Here is an 18,216-nt window from a genome sequence, read left to right as displayed (position 1 = left end):
GAGTTTAGTAATATGCTTGAGGTATTGTTTTGATCATAACATCCTCAATGCCGAGGCCCTTTAATTTAGTCTTGACTGCTTCACTATAACAACCATACCCAATAATGAAATCGGCCGGCAAGTCGCTTGCAACAAGGAATTCAGCTTGTTTCTTTCTTTTTACAATTAAATTCTCTTGTCCACCCCAATAAGAAGACTTGACTGCGCTCCAATCGATTAAAGAAGGAAGTTCCTGTATTTTACTTCTGTCATAAAAAGCTGTATATCCGTCAGTACCATGCCCATCCGAGAAAAAATAATTTATTTTGGAGTTAACAATGCGCTGCACGGAACAAGCCAAGTATATAATGTTTTCAGGAGGTGTGGCTTGCCTTACAAAATTTCCGCCGTGTTGCATTACATACAGCATTGGCATTCTTACTCCGAAATAAAAAGGGATAAAATCTCCAAGAGTAATCGAAGGAACGTTCAAGGCATCGAGGTCGCCATTGTCGACCCTCACCATTTTTTTATTTCGAGTATCGATCAGACTTAGGTCGCCTATTGTGACAAAATTTGGATTGGCTTGCGGCGAGTTTTTGTGCGTTATTCCATACTGAAGAATATGGGGTATGTTGTCAACGTGAAGCATTCGATAGATTTTTATATCTGCCAAAGTCATACAGTTTTTATTAGATACAACATACGGTTTTTTGCTTACTATTTAATATCAAGAACCATTCAGGACTACTGGCTGAAAGAGATTTAAGGGTGTGAAAGCTCCCAGCTTACTTCCAGAAACTTCAAGCAAAAGTAAGTACAAATATCGGTAGGTAAAAGTGGGGCGACACTTCTGCCTACTTGTAACCCACCTAAACAAGCGCCTAACATTGCGGTATCAAACAAAACAACGCAATTGTTATGGAGCAATACTCATTTGACCAGCTACCCCGCGCAGTGTCAGAACTTCACCAAAAGCTTGATAGTATCCAAGACCTTCTTTTGGAATCCCGCCAGCCCATTCCGCCTGCCATCGAACTGATGACAATTGCACAGGCTGCCGAGTTCCTAAACCTGTCCGTGCAGACCCTGTATGGAAAAGTCTGTCACCGTGAGATCCCCGTCAGCAAGAAGGGCAAGCGGCTTTACTTCTACAAGTCCGAGCTGGAAGAGTGGATCAGATCCGGCAAGAAACAAACAATGTCCGAAATCAGGGAGCAACTTCCTTCCCTGGTGGTTGGGCGCAAAGCAAAACGTCACTAAGCTGTCTACCTGATGATGACCGCCAACAATTATCCGTTGAACCTGCCAGGCAGCTACATACGGGTTCAGACCGGCTATTACAAAAAGTGTATGCAGCCGACTGTCAGCAAGGAATTTATGGAAATGTGGATCCCGTGGTCGGCCGAGATGCTCAGACAGGATCTTGAACCAAGTCAGATCAAGAAGATCAGAAAGTTTGATGGTTTTTGCTGCGTGCCGGATCATCTGGACTACAAAGAAATTGTCGGAAACTTTTATAACCTCTATCACCGGTTGGAAGCCCAGCCACAGCCAGGTGATCCGGCTAATACGCTCGGGTTTATACGGCACATCTTTGGAGAACAGTTTGAGCTCGGCCTGGATTATTTAAGCCTTCTTTACCAAAGACCCACGCAGAAGCTCCCGGTGCTGTGCCTGGTTTCCAAAGAGCGGAAAACTGGCAAGACCACTTTCCTGAATTTTCTAAAAATGATCTTCGGAAAAAATATGACCTTTAACGGCAACAGCGATTTCCGATCCCAGTTCAATTCCGACTGGATGAACACTTTAATCATTGCCGTTGATGAAGTGCTGCTCGACCGGAGAGAAGACTCAGAAAAGATCAAGAACCTAAGCACTGCCCGAAATTCAAAGATTGAAGCCAAAGGCAAAGACCGGAAGGAAACTGAGTTCTTCGGCAAGTTTGTATTGTGCTCCAACAATGAAGAAAGCTTCATTGTCATTGACCCGGCTGAAACCCGCTATTGGATACGGAAGGTTCCAGTGCTGCCATCGGAAAATATCCATCTACTGGATTTGATGGCTAGCGAGCTTCCAGCATTTTTGAATCACCTGCTTTCCCGGAATCTCTCAGTCCCCATACCTCAAACCAGAATGTGGTTTTCGGAAAGGCAAATTCGGACGGAAGCTTTGATGAGTGTCATCCGAAATAACCGCAACCGGCTGGAAACGGAAATGCTCTTTATCCTTCGCGAAATCTTTGAGAATACGGGCATCAGCAAGCTGGAATTCACAAATAAGGACATGCTTGAACTTTTGAAGCGGAATATGCCAAGGCTGACCCGTCAGCAGGTTTCCAATGTGCTGCAAAATGATTGGGGCTTGAAGCCGGTTGCCAACAGTTTGAACTATCAGACCTATTTATATAACAGCTGCAATGACCTTGCCGCGGTGCATTCAACCGGCAGGTATTACAGCGTTTCAATGGACTGGATTATCCAAAAGTTTGATGAGGGGCTGTAAAACGAACCGCAACTCGCTAATTATCAGTGCATAACACGCTCATCAAAGTATCTTATTTTATGATGAGGTATGATGAGCACGATGAGAAAACTCATCATGGTAAATATGCTTGATGAGGCCATGATGAGCCCATAACTAATATCATTATCAATAATTTACATCCATTTCTCATCATCTCATCATAAAAACGGCTTCTACCAGCTTGCTTAAAACAGGGGTTTGCTAATCAAAAAATAAAACAATGAATATCAAGCAATTAAACCAGCTACCCATCACTGATTTTCTGAGTAAAATCGGTATCCAGCCCAGCTATAAAAGAGGCGAAAGTCAATGGTACGTATCGCCTATCCGTGAGCCTGAGCATTCCCCATCTTTTAAAGTAAATACAGCCATTAACAGGTGGTATGACTATGCTCTTATGCAGGGCGGCAAGTTATTTGACCTGGCCGAAAGGCTCTATCCAATTCAGGACGCGAGTAGTCTTGTGGAAAAGTTGAACAGCCTTTTTCTCTTTGAACAGCAAAACCAAGATCTTTCCTTGGCAGCTAAACATATATGGCAGATCGTTACTGATAAACGGATTAATGCTCCTGCTATTACTATCAACGAGATTAAGCCCTTGGGAAACAATCCGGCAATAACCAGCTATTTGGAAAGTCGGGGCATTCCGCTCAACATTGCAAGGCCCTATTGTAAGGAAGTGTATTACCAGCTGGATGATAGACAGTATTTCGCCGCAGGATCTGAAAACAGGTCGGGCGGTTATGAGCTCAGAAACCCTTATTTTAAAGGTTCATCCTCACCCAAGGACATTACGCACATTGAGAACGGAGGCAAGTCCATTTGCGTCGTTGAAGGGTTCATGGATTTTCTTTCACTGCTCACTTTGCAGAAAAGCCTGCACTCAATCCGCAGTGATTTTCTGCTCCTGAACTCGGTAAGTCTGGCAGATAGAAGCTTGGCTATTTTGGAAGGTTACCAGAATGTTTTCCTGTATCTGGATCATGACAACGCTGGTAGAAAAACGCAGGAAAAATACCAGTCGGCAGGGCTCAAAACGGTTGATGCCTCCGTGATCTACAAGCAGTACAAAGACCTAAATGATTATTTAGTAAGCCAGAAATCAGGTCAAAAAGAAGTGAAACAGCGGCAGGAATATAAGAAGTCGCAGGGACTGGGCCTGTAAGTGTCTTCAGAGAGCAAGTTTGTGTTTTCGCTTCGCAAAAACCCGTCCCGCTAACCGCGTGACTAAAACTTGCCTTTTTCTCCCGCTGGTCGCAAAAGGTTTAAACAGATAATGGAATGTGAGATGGAAAAGACAGAAACCAAAGACCGAAAGCCCTATAATCCCAAAGGCGGCAGGCCACCAAAAAAAGTAAAACGGCAGAGCCAACTCATGGTCAGGCTGACAGAAACCGAGCGCTTTTTGATCGAAGAAAAAGCCAAGGATGCTGGGATGAAACCAAGCGCCTGGTTCAGGTTGGCTGCCAAGAAAGCAAAAGTTTTGGCAAGGTTAAAACCTGATGATCTCAGGCATCTGAGGACACTGACCGGCATGGCCAACAACCTGAATCAGCTGACGCACCTTGCCCATAAGGAAGGACTGACATTCATCCGGCAACCCTGCAAAGAGCTGCTTTTGCAAATCGATGCAATCCTGAAAAAACTCGGCCGCGATGATCGGTAAGGTAAAGATTGGAAGCAGCTTTGGCGGTGTCCTGCGGTATACCATGGAAAAACAGGAAGCAAGTCTGCTGCTATCCGAAGGTGTGAGAACGGATCAAGTCCACTCTATGATCGATGATTTCAATATGCAAAGAAAACTAAATCCTAACCTGACAAAGGCAGTCGGGCATATTTCGCTGAGTTGGAGCAAGGAAGATGCAGCCCTGCTAACACCTGAGATTATGAAGCAACGTGCTTTGGAGTACATGGAAAAGATGAAGATCTCCGGTACACAGTTTATCCTGGTCGAGCACCGGGATAAAAACCATCCGCATTTGCATCTAATCTACAACCGGGTCAACAACGAAGGCAAAACTATCTCAGACCGGTTTCAGAAAGACAGGAACCACAAGGTCTGCAAAGAGATCACGCTCAAATATGGCTATCATTTGGGAAAAGGAAAAGAACAGGTCAACCGGCAGCAGCTTAAAGGTGCAGACAAAGTCAGATATGAATTATATGATGGAATCAAAGCAGCAAGTGCAGGCGCACAAGGCTGGGATGAGTTGAGCGCGAAGCTGGAAAGGCAAGGCATCGGAATCATCTTCAAATACAAATCAGGCACTAGTGAGATTCAAGGTGTCAGCTTCACCAAAGGCAGTCTGCAATTCAAAGGATCGAAGATCGATCGGAGTTTGAGCTTTGGGAAGCTGGATGCATTGATCCGGCAGAATCAGAAACTGGCGATGGTGCAGCAGTTTCCAATGCAGCCAGAATATCAGCCCGCCCGCCCACAAGAAAGATCCCGGCCCGCTACTCTCTCCCAGCAAACCATTGATGACAAAATACTTGATGACTTGCTCCGCCCTGTCCAGCAATATGACCAGCAGAGTATGAATCCAATAAAAAAGAAGAAACGTAAAAAATACTTAGGACAAAGCTTATGAAAAAGATAGAAGAACAACTCGAATCGATTGAAGAAGTGCTTTCGCTTGTGATCAGAAAAAACGCCTCGATTGAAAATCTGATCCAAACTGCGGCTGAATCGCAAAACAAAACGCTTGCGGATACCCTGATTGACATAAAAAAAGATTTGAAACAGCATTCGTCAAGTCAAAATTTAGAGACTTACCTTTCGGAAATAAAGCAAGCGGTTGCAAGTGTGCCAAAAACTCCGGAAGTCCAGCACCACCATCATTTCGACCTTCAATCGAAGGGCTTTATTATCTCCGCAGCATTGCTGTTGCTTTCAACGGCCATAAGTGTCGCAGTGGCCATCAGCAACTACAACGAAAGCAGCCGACTGCAAGAAAGCGATATTAAATACCGCATTGCCAGGCAGCTCAGTCCAGTTTTTACGGCAAAGGCTGATAGTATTTACTATAAAGACCCTCACCAAGCTGAGCTTGAAACGCAGAAACGTGAGGCGCATGAACTGACGGTAAAAGAGGCCGAAGGGATGCTAAAGCAGCGACAAACTGAAGCCAAAGAGGCGCATGATTTTCTTAAAAAGCTTAAAAAGGAATGAAATTATCGTGAACCAAAGTATAATAATCAGAATTACACTAAACGATTGATTGATGGCTCATAAAGGCCGGAGCAAAAATGTAATAGAAAAATATTTTTAAATGTTGCCTATAATCCAGTCGTCAATGTGTATTTGGCAATACGCCTCCTAAACCATAGTTTTTTTGAATTCCGCAAACTAAACTAGTTTACAAAACTCAAAATTCAAACATTGATCATCCTGCATCTGCATTTTTTCAAAAACGATATTCCAAACTTGATACACCTAGCTCGTCGTATACAGCTTGCTCTCCGCGCTTAAATTCATTAGACACAGGTATGTAGTCAAACAAAACTAATGGTGTTTGGCCATCGGAATTGGAAACCGTCAGGTTGTCTATAATTGTGTGCTCGCCATGTTTATAAATCATGCATTCACCCGCAGCAACAAGATCAAGCTTTGCAGTTGACTCAGGTAAGATTGCGACGTTAGTGCCTTCGCCGTACACTCGACAACTTGGGTACAAGATCCCGTCGAAGCGACCAGCACCTTTTTCAATCATTATCTTAGTAAAGAGGGCAGTGACGAGATAGTTGATGTCATCACTGCCAACGTGCATTTTTGCAAACTCAAACGCTATATACTCATAGAATCCTCGGATATCATCGGCAAATTCAGGGTTAAGATCATTTATGAAATTTATTGTCTGCATTAACAACGCTGCAACGTGAGGGTTTCCTGAATACTCACTATTAAAAATTACGGGAAAAAGCATCAAGTTTTCCCTAACAATCCACTTACTGTATGTGACCTTCTGCTTCCCCGAGCTTCCAGGTTCTCGAAGCCACGGAACCCCCTCCACGGTTGATGTCAATCGATTTGGTAAGCTATCTGTTCTATGATCCTTGAGCTCGCCATAAAACATTGTTTGATCTGGGGTACTAGCACGTTGGAAAGTTGTGTTGAACTCTTGTGGCTTAAATGATAGGCTTTCTCTTGTAATAAAAGTTTCGGAAATCGTTCGATGTGGCCGGACACGCGTTATTTCGTGAAAAGGGATTTTTCGATTGACGTCTCCCGGATGAAGTCGATACTGGCCCAGTACCATTCGTTTGCCAATGACATCAAGCATCTCACGCAGAATACGCTCGACATCTGCCACTGGATTGGTAAGTGCACTCGGAGTTTCTAACTGCGAAATGTAGGGTAGAATTCTCGATGGCATAATAATAAGGGGTTTTAGCGGGTACTAATATATCAATACTTGACAAGCCTGTGGTGATTTTTTACTCCATGGTAAATCCAAATTCTCTAAAATAAGTAAGTCTAACAACTTACCTCTCATCACATGAGAGCTCTATTTCTACTGCTTCTTTTCACCGTACTCAACTCAAAATCATTGTTTTGTAAATATCCCGTAACCTCAGACGGTTTGAAACCAGAATTATCGCATACATATTATCCGGATGTATATACATCTAAGCTTAGAGGGATTGTGTGGAAGAAGCGTTTCGAGCAACCGGTGTAATGCAGATTGTTAGAGTTGCTTTAAAGAAATAGTGAGCACCGGTTTATTAACTTCTAATCTCTGTGTCGATTCCATCAGGCATATTTTAATTATTATGGAACCCAAATGAGAAAACTATTCGACTTTGAGGTTACCTCCAAAAAGAAATAAAAACTGCTCTAAGCTGTCACAACTCGTGTCTAACGTTTTGCTGACATCTAACATTACCTGGAGGTATTGCTTATAGAGTACAATACTGTTAGCATAGCGAATGTATCTGAGCGAACGCAGCTCATCAAACTCCCCCCTCTTTAGTACATTGATAATCCTTGAATCTAGAATCAGGCAAGGGTACCCCTCAAAAGAAACATTATTAAAATAAAGTAGTTTGGTGAGCGTAGCTATACCTAATCCCTCAATCCGGTTAAAAAAGTCTATCAAGCCGGTTAAATTCGAAGGACCAATAGACTGTTCCAAGTCGCCATGCAAAGTCGAGGTAAATTCCACTTCAATATTCTCTATGGCGTAAAAAATGATTATTGCATAGTTTCCGCGCATGCCTCTCGGATACCCCCAATATATTGTTCTAACGATAAGCTCTCGAATATCACCGGTCGCAAAGATATCCTGTCGGCTAATCGTGACATCTTTATTGTTACTGAAGATTTTATCATTTAGCTGAGCCAGCCAAGGAATTTGCCTTTCAGCCTTTTCCCATGTACTTCGTTTGGTGCTGAAACTTTGTTGCCTAACTGGAAGACTCCGGATTAAATCTGAGTAATTTCTAATTGTCATAGAATCGTGCCGACTAGCTGTGTAAAAGGCAAAGCTCTCCTAAAGTAAATAATGCTTTATTGATAGTTTCCTAGCCAGGAAGTGATGGAGCAATGTGTGAAATCTGCCAGTACTTGACGGTGGTAATCCAGACCAAATTATAAAATTTTAACCGAATGAATTAACTCTTGGCATAATTTCATTCGCGCTTGCAAATCGCGAACAGCGAACACCGAGAAGGTTTCCTTGGAAATGTCTGACTGTCTACCAGCAGTACAAGCCAAATGCCTTCTCTAGTCTCGTCCTAATCAAACTCTGAAAAAATTGAGGCTCCAATACTTTGACCCGATCTCCATAGGACAGAATCAACGTTTCCAGTTCGTAATTAGGAATTACTTCTATTGTAATAATTAGTTCTGAATCACTAAGCGACACCTTTTTTTGCGTTCCATGCAGCGGTTTAGACAGCACATATGGCGCTATCTTAAGATCAAATGCCAGCTTTATCATTTCCGGTTCAGCATTTTCTTGACGGGTAACGCCGACAATATCCTCGAAATATTCATCAAAGTCATACTCTTCATTCTGTAAATACGGAATATCTGAATCTGATATGTCAGTGATCCTGTCCAAAGCAAAGGTCGTAAGCTTTTCTAATTCAACATAATACCCTAGCACAAACCAACGGTTATTGTATTGCTTTAAGTAGTATGGATGGAAAACATATTCTTTGGCCCTGTCACTTTTAAAAGACTGATAACTGATGCACAATACCCGCTTGTATAAAATAGATTGAAATAATTTGCCCAGATGCTCAATTCCTTTTAAATCCTGATTATTTTCAAAGCTGATAATAGTCTGGTTTCCTTTCTCGAGCAGAAAGCTCTGCTCCATTTTTGGTGCCAGTTCATTTACCCATTCGAACTGGGGCATACCCTTGAAACGTGACAGTATTTGCATTGCAGATTTAATCTGTTCCAGCTCTACCTGGTTCAAGGGTTGGTTATCAATTGAAAAATTCAGGTCGCTATACCGGTAATACACCTTTTTACCGTCACGACAATGATCTATCGGTGCACTCCACCCCTCAGTACTTTCCATATACTTGATATCCTCCAATACCTGCCGCCGCTTTATTCCATTGCTGTTTGGGTCTATTTCCAGCAGCACTTGATCGCAAGCTTCTATCAGGTCACCGATAAAGTATTTTTTCATCGGATTAGCGAAGCACTTGTCCAAAACATGAAATCGGGTCAGGGCATTTTTATTTGAAGCCATAGAGAAGGGTTTTCAGTGATTGAAATTAAAAAAGTTTCTGTGCAGATACACTGCACAGGTCTAAATAATATTTGTCACACAGTAAATCTAAAACCCGTCTATCATGGCAAACTTAAATTACGACAGAAGACTATTGAACCTAAGTGCCCGTCGCTTCGACGAGGAAATTTGGAAAGCAGATTTGTCCGAATCTTATGGCAAGTCAATTCTTCCAAAAAATTTAGAATACCTGATTGAGTCAATGAGGCCAATCGGCAGAAAGTACAACGACGTCACATTGAAAGCGGCAACCAATGTTGAAAATCATCTGGAACAGTCACTAAACCTCAAATTTGGACGGGTTTATCGAACGCAAGGTTCTGTGATGACGGAAACAAATATTATGCTTCACAGCGACATTGACCTTTTGACCATTGTAAATGGGTATTATTACCAAGCACCCGCTTTACATCCAATCCTAAGCCCGTATGCCGGTGAGCCCGACGATGACATCATCAACCTAAGAAAGCAGGCTACCGAGATTATGGAGCGCAGATACGATGAAGTGGATAAGACCGGAAAAAAATGCATCTCCATATACAACAAGAATCTTCGAAGGAAGGTGGACATTGTCTTTAGTTTCTGGTACGATACCAAACCGTATGTTGATTCCAACGACGAGTATTACAGAGGCGTCTACCTATATGATTTTCCTGCAAGGCGGAAAGAACTGGACTATCCCTTCGCTCACATAAGAAGTGTTACAAATAAGGGCGTCGCTACGAACGACGGTAGTCGGAAAGGCATTAGGTTGATAAAAACCTTAAAGGCAGATTCAGAGGACCGTATTAAGCTGTCTAGTTTTGAACTGACCTGTGTGGTTCATGCCATTGAAAATGGTAATCTTTTCTATCAGAATCGTGATGAGCTAAAAATAGCGATTAACATCTCCGCACAGATTGACAAGATGCTTTCGGACTCTGCCTACCGAAAAAGTCTAAAAAGCCCCAATGGTACCGAGTACCCTTTTACCAGCGATGACTGCCTCACTGGTCTTCGGAACCTTAAAGAAGATCTTGATCAACTGATCAAAGACTGTGGAGGAGAATTAAATAATTTTTTAACCAAACGCTCACTCTTACTTTACTAGTCATGGAATTAAAACCACGTGTTTTTATCGGTTCGTCCTCCGAGGGACTGGAAGTTGCCAAATATGTTAAGTCATACTTGGGTCACGAATTCGAATGCTACCTATGGACGGATGATATTTTCAAAAACAATGAAAGTGTCTTTGAGACACTCTTGAAAAGTGCTAGCCTTTTTGATTTTGGAATCATGGTTGCGACAAAAGATGACTTTTTGACTAGCCGCGGAGCGGAATTTGACACTGCGCGAGATAACGTTGTTTTCGAATATGGTCTATTTTTGGGCAGAGTGGGCCCAGGTCGTGCATTTGTGATTCAAGAAGAAGGAACGAAGCTGCCCTCGGATCTGTACGGAATAACTACCCCAAGATTCGAAAAAACCGCAAATCTAGTTCACGCTGATAAGCTTAATAATGAGCTACGGAAAATCAGCAAAGTCATGAAAGAAAAGATAAGCATCGGCGAACTGGGATTGCTTCCTTCCACCGCTTTGGCGATTGGCTATTTCGATAATTTCGTGGCGCTTACTTGTGAAAGCCTCTGTACAAAAGGCGAATTGGTTGTTGAAGGCAAAATTTTCAGGGAATTTCAATTTAATATTGTTATCCCGGATGATCTTGACAGCGATATCAAAAAGCGGTCTAAACTATTTTCTTCGAAACACAATCTCCGTCAGGTGCAGGTAGAGGCGGCCGGTAGAAGTTACCCGATTTCGGTTTCTTATCAAGAAGGAGACCATATACTGAAAATCTACGACATGCCAACGACCCTTAATGGTATAGATCGTGCCATAGAAATGTATATGCGCAAGGGACATATTGGTAAGACAGAAGATCAGCAATTACTCGAAGACCGGGAATTGAGAAATTTCAGCCGAGTTCTACAACTAATGATAGCAAATGACGCATATTGTAAGCAGGTCGTGCGGATCGTGAATGAAATTACATTGGTATGATACAACGCCGCAGCCGGGCACGGCTTACGGGCTGGCGGCGCCGCAGCAAAATGCAGGCAAAACTGAGGTCGATATTTCGCGCCTTATTACCGATCAATAATTCACAAACGAAGGGCTCAAAATGTAGCGAGAACCGCCGAATGTGTAGTCGGTAATTGCGATTAAATCTCAACGTTTACCGGGAATGAAAAAATCAGTCAGGCCGTAGTTTTGGGATCTTCTACCGAATGATATTATGGACTATCAAATACTGCTTCGCCAGCTTTACCAGGATTTCAATGCTCGTCAGATCGATTCAGTACTGGCACATATGCATACAGACGTAAGCTGGCCCAATGGCTGGGAGGGCGGCTATGTATCCGGGCAAGAGGAAGTGCGTGCCTACTGGCTGCGGCAATGGGAGCAGATCGATCCTCTGGTAGAGCCAGTTTCATTTGATGCAAAGCCGGACGGGCAGATTGCGATCAAAGTCCGTCAGATCATAAGAAATATGGAAGGGGAAGTTTTAAGCGACACGCTATTATTTCACATTTATACTTTTGAAAATGGAAAGGTGAGGACAATGACGATTGAGCATTAATGTATCCCGTGAATCGTTTTTGAAATTTGTATCTTGCCAAAATTTCAAAAACCCCCACACACGAATGAAATCCACCCTCTCCCACCTCCCACAAGCCAAACAAGACCAGCTAAAAGCCCTCACCCAACTAATCCTCGACAAAGTCCCGGCCGAAATGATCATCCTCTTCGGCAGCTATGCGCGGGGCGATTGGGTCGAAGATTTCCAGGAGAAATACGAATATGTGAGCGATTTCGACATTCTGATCGTCACCAAAGACAAGAATGCCGCCAAGCAAGTCAAGAAATCGCGGGAGCTGGATAAGGAATTGATGGCCAATGAGGGCATCACCAGAACCAGCATCATCTACCACAGCATTGGTTTTGTGAACGATAAGATCGAGCGGAACTACTATTTTTTTGTAGATATTTTGAAGGAAGGAATTTTGCTTTATGATTCCGGGAAATTCACTTTGTCCGAGCCTAAAAATCTCAATGCGATGCAGCGGGTGGAAAAATCGACTGAAGAATTTGAACATTGGTTTGAGAGTGCTTGCCGATTTTTGGAAGGGTTTGACTTCTACTTTCAAAAGGGAGAGAATGACACCGCATATTACAGTAATGCTGCATTCGAACTTCATCAGGCTACCGAAAGATTCTACGCTGCGATACTTCTCGTTTTCACCGATTACAAACCAAGAATCCACGACATTGAAATTCTAGGAAATCAGGTTGAAAAACTGAATGCCAACTTTGCGACAGTTTTTCCAAAAACGACAGCCGAAGAAGAGCGACTATTTATCCTTCTCAAAAAAGCGTACATCGATGCGCGTTACAACAGGAATTACAAGATTGAAAAAGAGGAATTGGAATATCTTGGCAGTCGGGTTACATTACTGAAAGATTTGACGGAACGGATTTGCAGAGAGCGGATTGCGCAGTTTACCGACAGCTGATCCAATGAATGAACTTTCTTCGATTTGCCTACTACTTGAAGAGCCCGGCTTCTCTACTCTTTGTGACACAGAAATCAGTACATGCTTACAGCCGCTTTCAACCTTTTCGCGATTAACTTCTTAAAACTCTCGGGCTCCAATACCTTTACCTTCTCACCAAAAGCCAACAAAGCGCTTTCCAATTCATAATTAGGACTCACCTCTATGGAGATCACCAACCCCAGATCTGTCCTGGACTTGACCTTTTGTGAGCCATGTTACATGAAATTATCTTGAATCATCGCTGAAAATTGTTTTTTATGACTTTTAAATTTTTTCATTAGATCGGCAGCTTTGTCAATCTCATTTTGCGGGCATGAGGGAGATGCCATCATTTTAGATAATTTATCAATCGTCTTGACAATCTCCAAATGATCAAATCTCAGTTCGAGTAAATCACTATATCCAGACCCAGACCTGTTTAATCCAATTGCCTCAATAGTTCTTGCGCCTCTATTCTTCTTGTCAATTCCAACAGCAAATTCTTGTCTAAACTGAATTAGAAATTTTGGATTTTCAGTCGCAGGATTGATAAAATACGGTTTTTCATTTTTTAGATCGTCATGATGATTTCTGGCTCTTTTAGTCGAATCCAATAAAGGGAACAAATTTTCCTTGTATCTCTGGTTACATATTGCACAAGCAAATAGCATATTATCCCAATTGTATGCCAACCAATAGTAACCTGGATATTTTAAGTGCTCCCGCTTGTTTTGTCTAAATCCTCCCTTCGGACGAAAATGTTCAATATCGCCATGTGATACTGCACTAACATTTTGTTCACAGAATGCACATTTTCCATTTTGACAAGTTCGAAGTATTGTTTTAATGTTGTCATGTCCGTAAATCTTCGAGTCAAAAGTAAATTTGGCAGTCCCTAAAAAATAATCATCCTTATTTGCATCAAATTTTGAATTATTTTCGGCAGTTTCCTCTATCAATTTACAATGGCCTAGGGCATTCGGAACAATTGGACTGGCGGAAGGTTTACGCAGTTTTATCATTATAACGTTTGACGATATTATTTATGAGTAACATTGCTTCAATTTCGTCACGAGTTTCACCAGTAGGTAAAACTCCATACTCGTTTTCAAGGTTTTTAAGCTCCTTTTCAATATCAGCCGATATATTTCCTTGTGTAAGAATTTTCTCTCTTAAAGACATGTAATAGTCTAAATGTGCTGGTCTTGCGCTATGAAGATCGAAATATTCACTCGTTAACACTTGATCAATTCTCCAATTTTGGACAGTAAAGTCCTCATTTTTGACTACAATTTGACCGTCATCGTCAAGTTTGTAAAGGAATATGTCTGCCTTTTCAGCGGCTTGAACTATTAACGGACTATGGGTGGCTACAATGATATGACTATTCATATTGTCCAGCGTAAAACGATCAATAAGATCTACATATTCTCTTTGCCACTGAGGATTTAAATGGGTATCAGGCTCGTCTAAGAGAAATAAACATTCTTCGTTTCCAGTAATAAGAATTAATCCTAAAACGGTTATCAACTGCGCCTCACCTTCACTTAGTTGAGTAAAATCAAATACAGATCCACTCCTTAACGATTTTACTTTCAGGATTACGTTAAAGATTACATCGATTTGTTTTAATGTCTCAAAAGCACCAAAGAAATGCATTGCTGAATCAAACTGAAAGGGAATTTCACTTGATACTTTTTTTAAATCAATATTATTAAGTTCTATTTTCTCTTGAAATATCTCTTCCTCCAAATAATAGATTGGGTCAGAGATAGTATTATTATATAAAAATGAAATGATTTTATCTGCTCGCCCTTTGATATCCCAGAAGGGAAACTCAACGCCCCTCAATAAGTTCTCTTCAAGCAAATTAATACCTTTATTTGAATGTTTCCTTTCGCCAGGATTGTACCACAGAGGGCTTTTTAATTCCAGACTGACTTCGGCTAAACTATTAAAACTCGTAAAATTTTCAATCAAATAGGCTACTCTTTCCTGAAATATAGGGTTTTCATTTTGATCCTTATAAAGAAGTAGAGTAAGAAGAATCATTTGAGAATGATAATTTTCTGAGAAAAATAACCTTCTGAGGTCATTTTCTAGGCCCTTGTTATTCTTCAAGTCTTTCCAAACTTGTTCCTCATATGGTCTTATTACGTCACGAATCCTTTTGTTTTCACCTGAATAATAACCAATAATGTATTTGGGGAGATAAACCTCATGTTTGAGATTATTGAATTTTCGAAAACTTACTTCACTTGGAAGCTCGGCGGCCCCATTTAATTTTCTCCAAACCTGAAAAGAACCCTTTCTACATAGAACTCTAATTTCTGAATTATAGCATACATATAATAAATCATATTCAAAATTCTCATAAGACCAGTTTTCGAAATCTTCTTTGGACTTTAACAAATCCAAATCTCGGAATATAATGGCTAGAGCTTCTATTAGATTAGATTTCCCCAGTCCATTTTTACCTACTAGTAGAGAAATTAGATTCGATTTGAAATCGAGATGCAAATTCTTTATGTTTTTATATTCAGAAATCCAAAGACTTTTGATTTTCACGACTCTTATTTTTTAGGGTAGTGGATTTTATCCTTTTTAACAGCATAGCAGCAGGCTCATCATTAAAGTCTTGCGTTACCAACTCTCCGCGAAACGCCTTGGCTAGCATTGTCTGAGGCAATTTCTTAATTTTCTCTTTTAGTGCGAGATACTGGACTTCAATGATGTCAACTTTAGCAAAAAGGGCTTCGATCCGGTTTACAATTTCCTTTTGTTCATCTGTTGACGGAATTGGTATTTTGAATTCTCTGCATTGGGAAAGGGAAATATTCACCTGACCAACAACACCTTTTGTTTCATTATAAAGTGACTTAACAGAAGTTCCTTCGCAAAAAAAGTGATATAAAAATGTATTAAGCAGGTAAGGCTTAGTCCTGAATAAGGTAATTGCTTGATTGTGATTCCATTCGGCAAAAGTGTTAGGCACCAAAGCAATTTTATTTAACGGTGGGCCTACAATATTCATGACAACATCACCCGGTATCAAAATCGATTTCTTCATCGAGTTATTGTGCGCCTCCTCACTAATGTACTGAGAGCGATAATCAAAATCTATTTTTTGATTTACTATGTTGTATACTTTAAGAAATGGAATTCCTTCATTTGTAAACCCAGATTTTGGCGTTCCTCCACTTTGAACCTTTACACAACAGTCTTTTGCTAGTTCTTCTTTCCATTTATCTGACAGCTTGTTTTCTTTTCGCCAATCCTCCGTCAACTTCCCCGTCACCGCCTGCGTCAATACCGATTGTCGGAAAGTTTTAAGCAACTCCGGAATACGCGCCAGGCTGGCTTTCAGTGTTTCCAAATACCCAAAAGCCATATCCAATTTAGCCACAATCCGCTTTTGCTCGGCCAGGGGTGGAAGGGGTAAACCAATTGAAGCTAGATTTTTTCTTGATATCCGAAGTCGCGTTGATCCCGACGAGAGTTCGGAAATCTTGCCCCTTATCTGAGAAGAGTTTAAAATGTACATCAGCCACTTATTGAACACGCCATTTTGGCCACATCTTATTATCGCGATATCGACAACAGTGACATATAGACCATTAAGTGGAAAAATACAGGTTCTACCCAATGGATCGGGCATTCGTGCAATCAACAGATCATCCGGTTGCAAAAAAGTACAGTTAAGTTGATACGCTTTAGTTAGAGTCAGAAATCTTGCTGATTTGTCTTTAAATTCTCCGTCGCCAATATCGGCTAGTTGAATCAATCTAACTTCTCCATTTTGATCTTGATCCTTAGATTCAATCCAATCCCCATCGTTAAATAGGCCATCGTTGGGGATTAGATTTTCAACTGAGGCAATACTCCAACCCTCCGGTAATTCCTTTTCCATCATGCCAGCAGTTCAATCATTTTTTGTAATTCGGCCTGTATAGCTTTCAGATCTTCCGCTGCTTCACGAGCCAGATCTAATGGTTCTTCCGTGTGTGCGCCATCGGCAAAGCTAGCATCAGCCATCAGTCCTATGTCAAGCGAGTCACTTTTAGCGGCTACCTCCTCACGCGTGAGGCTGGTCCAGCGTTCGTCGGTTACGGAGGCGCGTTTTTCATCGATCACGGCTCCGTCATAAGCGTCTTTTACGTTATCCAACGCTATACCACCAGTGTAGGCATTGGCAAAATCGGCAAAAGCATTGCGGGTAAATGGCGTCCGTTTCCCGTAGCTCGGGGCGTTGGTGCGCATATCGTAAAACCAAACTCTTTTCGTATTTCCGGTTTCACCCGTTCCGCGTTCAAAGAACAGCACGTTGGTTTTCACCCCTGCTGCATAGAAAATGCCGGTGGGCAATCTGAGGATGGTATGCAGGTTGCATTTGTCCATTAAATCTTTCCGGATCTTGCGCCCGTCACCGTCTTCAAACAGTACATTGTCCGGAAGTACTACCGCTGCCCTTGCCCCACCTTTCTTATGTAGGGATCGATAAATATGCTGCAAAAAGTTGAGCTGCTTGTTGCCTGACAAATAGGTAAGATCATCCCTTGAAGGGCGTTCCCCTCCCTGTTTGGTTCCAAAAGGTGGATTGGCAAGCACACCATCAAAACCTTTGAAGGATTTACCCAATTCAGATAACGTATCGCCCAGTTCAATGCGGCTTTCGAGTCCGTGTAGTTTGGCATTCATTAATGCAAGGCGGTGCGCGTCCTGTACGAGTTCGCAGCCACTAAAAGCCTGGAATTTTTGAAATTCGCGATCGGCAGCCGGGTCAAAGTAATCGTCGTGTTTGTTTCTCAGGTATTGGTCAGCGGCAATCATGAAGCCGAAAGTGCCCGCAGCCGGATCGTTCCAGCGTTCGCCAAGTCTTGGTGCCATCAATTCTACCATCACGTTGATCAACGGGCGCGGTGTAAAATACTGACCCGCCCCGCTCTTTTTCTCTCCGGCGTTTTTTTCCAGGAGCTCTTCATAAATCGTGGCGATTTTGTCCTGTTCGTGCTCGTCATACCAGTTAATGGCATTGATTGTAGTAATGAGCGTTCTGAGGTTCACCGGCTTACGCAGCGTGGTGGAGGCATTGGTATAAATTTCCTGCACCGCCGCATTGGTCGATTTCGCGCTAATTGTAGCAAGCAACTCGCGGTAGGTTTCAAACAAGGTTACATTGTCGGTATTCCCGGTAAGACGACCCCAACGGTATTCTTCTGGAATGTCTTCTTCAAACCCTTTCGTTTCGGATAATCGAAGGAAAAGGATGTAGGTCAGCTCATTAAGGTATTGGTGATAGGTCACACCATCATCCCGCAATACATTACATAGCCCCCAAAGCTTATTCGCAATTTCGTCTGCACTCATTATTTTAATTGTTATTTATT

Annotated in this window: 18 protein-coding genes and 1 pseudogene; 10 read left to right on the top strand and 9 right to left on the bottom strand. The window is 42.0% G+C overall.

From position 1 onward, the window contains the following. Positions 1 to 4: 4 nt before the first annotated feature. The gene (darT, locus tag FBF61_RS18840) at positions 5 to 655 is read right to left on the bottom strand and encodes a type II toxin-antitoxin system toxin DNA ADP-ribosyl transferase DarT (RefSeq protein WP_205748298.1); all 651 of its coding nucleotides are present in this window, start codon (positions 653 to 655) and stop codon (positions 5 to 7) included. Positions 656 to 900: 245 nt separating this feature from the next. Here darT and FBF61_RS18835 point away from each other — a divergent pair, with 245 nt between their 5' ends. The 6 genes from FBF61_RS18835 to FBF61_RS18810 all read left to right on the top strand — a co-directional run bounded on the left by FBF61_RS18835 (position 901) and on the right by FBF61_RS18810 (position 5,677). Continuing rightward, a complete protein-coding gene (locus FBF61_RS18835; RefSeq protein ID WP_138480086.1) occupies positions 901 to 1,242 on the top strand; it encodes a helix-turn-helix domain-containing protein in 342 nt (113 codons plus the stop codon). 12 nt (positions 1,243 to 1,254) lie between these two features. Continuing rightward, positions 1,255 to 2,484 (top strand): primase-helicase family protein, encoded by a 1,230-nt coding sequence (locus FBF61_RS18830; RefSeq protein ID WP_138480084.1) that lies wholly within the window; start codon positions 1,255 to 1,257, stop codon positions 2,482 to 2,484. Positions 2,485 to 2,725: 241 nt separating this feature from the next. After that, positions 2,726 to 3,670, top strand: coding sequence for a toprim domain-containing protein (locus FBF61_RS18825; RefSeq protein WP_138480082.1), 945 nt, complete (start codon positions 2,726 to 2,728; stop codon positions 3,668 to 3,670). Positions 3,671 to 3,793: 123 nt separating this feature from the next. Beyond that, positions 3,794 to 4,171, top strand: a complete 378-nt coding sequence (locus FBF61_RS18820) for a MobC family plasmid mobilization relaxosome protein (RefSeq protein WP_166444566.1) — start codon at positions 3,794 to 3,796, stop codon at positions 4,169 to 4,171. Further along, on the top strand, positions 4,161 to 5,096 hold the full coding sequence (locus FBF61_RS18815) for a relaxase/mobilization nuclease domain-containing protein (protein ID WP_138480077.1): 936 nt from the start codon (positions 4,161 to 4,163) through the stop codon (positions 5,094 to 5,096). Before FBF61_RS18820 ends, FBF61_RS18815 begins: the two co-directional genes overlap by 11 nt. Beyond that, positions 5,093 to 5,677 (top strand): hypothetical protein, encoded by a 585-nt coding sequence (locus FBF61_RS18810; RefSeq protein WP_138480075.1) that lies wholly within the window; start codon positions 5,093 to 5,095, stop codon positions 5,675 to 5,677. Before FBF61_RS18815 ends, FBF61_RS18810 begins: the two co-directional genes overlap by 4 nt. A gap of 235 nt (positions 5,678 to 5,912) precedes the next feature. Here FBF61_RS18810 and FBF61_RS18805 read toward each other — a convergent pair whose 3' ends face one another. The 3 genes from FBF61_RS18805 to FBF61_RS18795 form a co-directional block, all read right to left on the bottom strand. Continuing rightward, positions 5,913 to 6,881, bottom strand: a complete 969-nt coding sequence (locus FBF61_RS18805; RefSeq protein WP_138480073.1) for an RES family NAD+ phosphorylase — start codon at positions 6,879 to 6,881, stop codon at positions 5,913 to 5,915. 417 nt (positions 6,882 to 7,298) lie between these two features. Beyond that, positions 7,299 to 7,958, bottom strand: a complete 660-nt coding sequence (locus FBF61_RS18800) for an 8-oxoguanine DNA glycosylase OGG fold protein (RefSeq protein WP_138480071.1) — start codon at positions 7,956 to 7,958, stop codon at positions 7,299 to 7,301. A 243-nt stretch (positions 7,959 to 8,201) separates the two neighbouring features. Next, positions 8,202 to 9,215, bottom strand: coding sequence for a helix-turn-helix transcriptional regulator (locus FBF61_RS18795; RefSeq protein WP_138480069.1), 1,014 nt, complete (start codon positions 9,213 to 9,215; stop codon positions 8,202 to 8,204). Between the two features lie 103 nt (positions 9,216 to 9,318). Between FBF61_RS18795 and FBF61_RS18790 the strand changes: the two genes are divergently transcribed. From FBF61_RS18790 to FBF61_RS18775, 4 genes are all read left to right on the top strand, one after another. Further along, positions 9,319 to 10,344 (top strand): nucleotidyltransferase-like protein, encoded by a 1,026-nt coding sequence (locus FBF61_RS18790; protein ID WP_138480067.1) that lies wholly within the window; start codon positions 9,319 to 9,321, stop codon positions 10,342 to 10,344. A 2-nt stretch (positions 10,345 to 10,346) separates the two neighbouring features. Then, the gene (cap12, locus tag FBF61_RS18785) at positions 10,347 to 11,294 is read left to right on the top strand and encodes a CBASS system CD-NTase-associated NAD(+) hydrolase Cap12 (protein ID WP_138480065.1); all 948 of its coding nucleotides are present in this window, start codon (positions 10,347 to 10,349) and stop codon (positions 11,292 to 11,294) included. Positions 11,295 to 11,529: 235 nt separating this feature from the next. Next, complete coding sequence (locus FBF61_RS18780; RefSeq protein ID WP_138480063.1) at positions 11,530 to 11,874, top strand: nuclear transport factor 2 family protein; 345 nt, start codon at positions 11,530 to 11,532, stop codon at positions 11,872 to 11,874. Between the two features lie 64 nt (positions 11,875 to 11,938). Further along, a complete protein-coding gene (locus tag FBF61_RS18775; RefSeq protein WP_138480060.1) occupies positions 11,939 to 12,808 on the top strand; it encodes a HEPN domain-containing protein in 870 nt (289 codons plus the stop codon). A gap of 74 nt (positions 12,809 to 12,882) precedes the next feature. Here the strand turns inward: FBF61_RS18775 and FBF61_RS35595 are convergent. From FBF61_RS35595 to FBF61_RS18750, 5 genes and pseudogenes are all read right to left on the bottom strand, one after another. Further along, positions 12,883 to 13,044, bottom strand: a pseudogene (locus tag FBF61_RS35595) (WCX domain-containing protein); the annotation flags it as partial. Between the two features lie 21 nt (positions 13,045 to 13,065). Continuing rightward, complete coding sequence (locus FBF61_RS18765; RefSeq protein WP_138480058.1) at positions 13,066 to 13,851, bottom strand: HNH endonuclease family protein; 786 nt, start codon at positions 13,849 to 13,851, stop codon at positions 13,066 to 13,068. Beyond that, positions 13,835 to 15,397 (bottom strand): AAA family ATPase, encoded by a 1,563-nt coding sequence (locus tag FBF61_RS18760; RefSeq protein ID WP_166444564.1) that lies wholly within the window; start codon positions 15,395 to 15,397, stop codon positions 13,835 to 13,837. Before FBF61_RS18760 ends, FBF61_RS18765 begins: the two co-directional genes overlap by 17 nt. After that, positions 15,369 to 16,742, bottom strand: coding sequence for a restriction endonuclease subunit S (locus tag FBF61_RS18755; protein ID WP_138480054.1), 1,374 nt, complete (start codon positions 16,740 to 16,742; stop codon positions 15,369 to 15,371). The genes FBF61_RS18760 and FBF61_RS18755 overlap by 29 nt, the downstream gene beginning before the upstream one ends. Beyond that, entirely contained in the window at positions 16,739 to 18,196 is a 1,458-nt protein-coding gene (locus FBF61_RS18750; RefSeq protein WP_138480052.1) for a class I SAM-dependent DNA methyltransferase, read from the bottom strand. The genes FBF61_RS18755 and FBF61_RS18750 overlap by 4 nt, the downstream gene beginning before the upstream one ends. Between the last annotated feature and the right edge of the window lie 20 nt (positions 18,197 to 18,216).

The sequence above is a fragment of the Dyadobacter bucti genome, from assembly GCF_005869225.1.
GTDB lineage: Bacteria > Bacteroidota > Bacteroidia > Cytophagales > Spirosomataceae > Dyadobacter > Dyadobacter bucti.
Note: the sequence above shows the minus strand (reverse complement) of the source record. Positions and strands in the feature narration are given on the sequence as shown.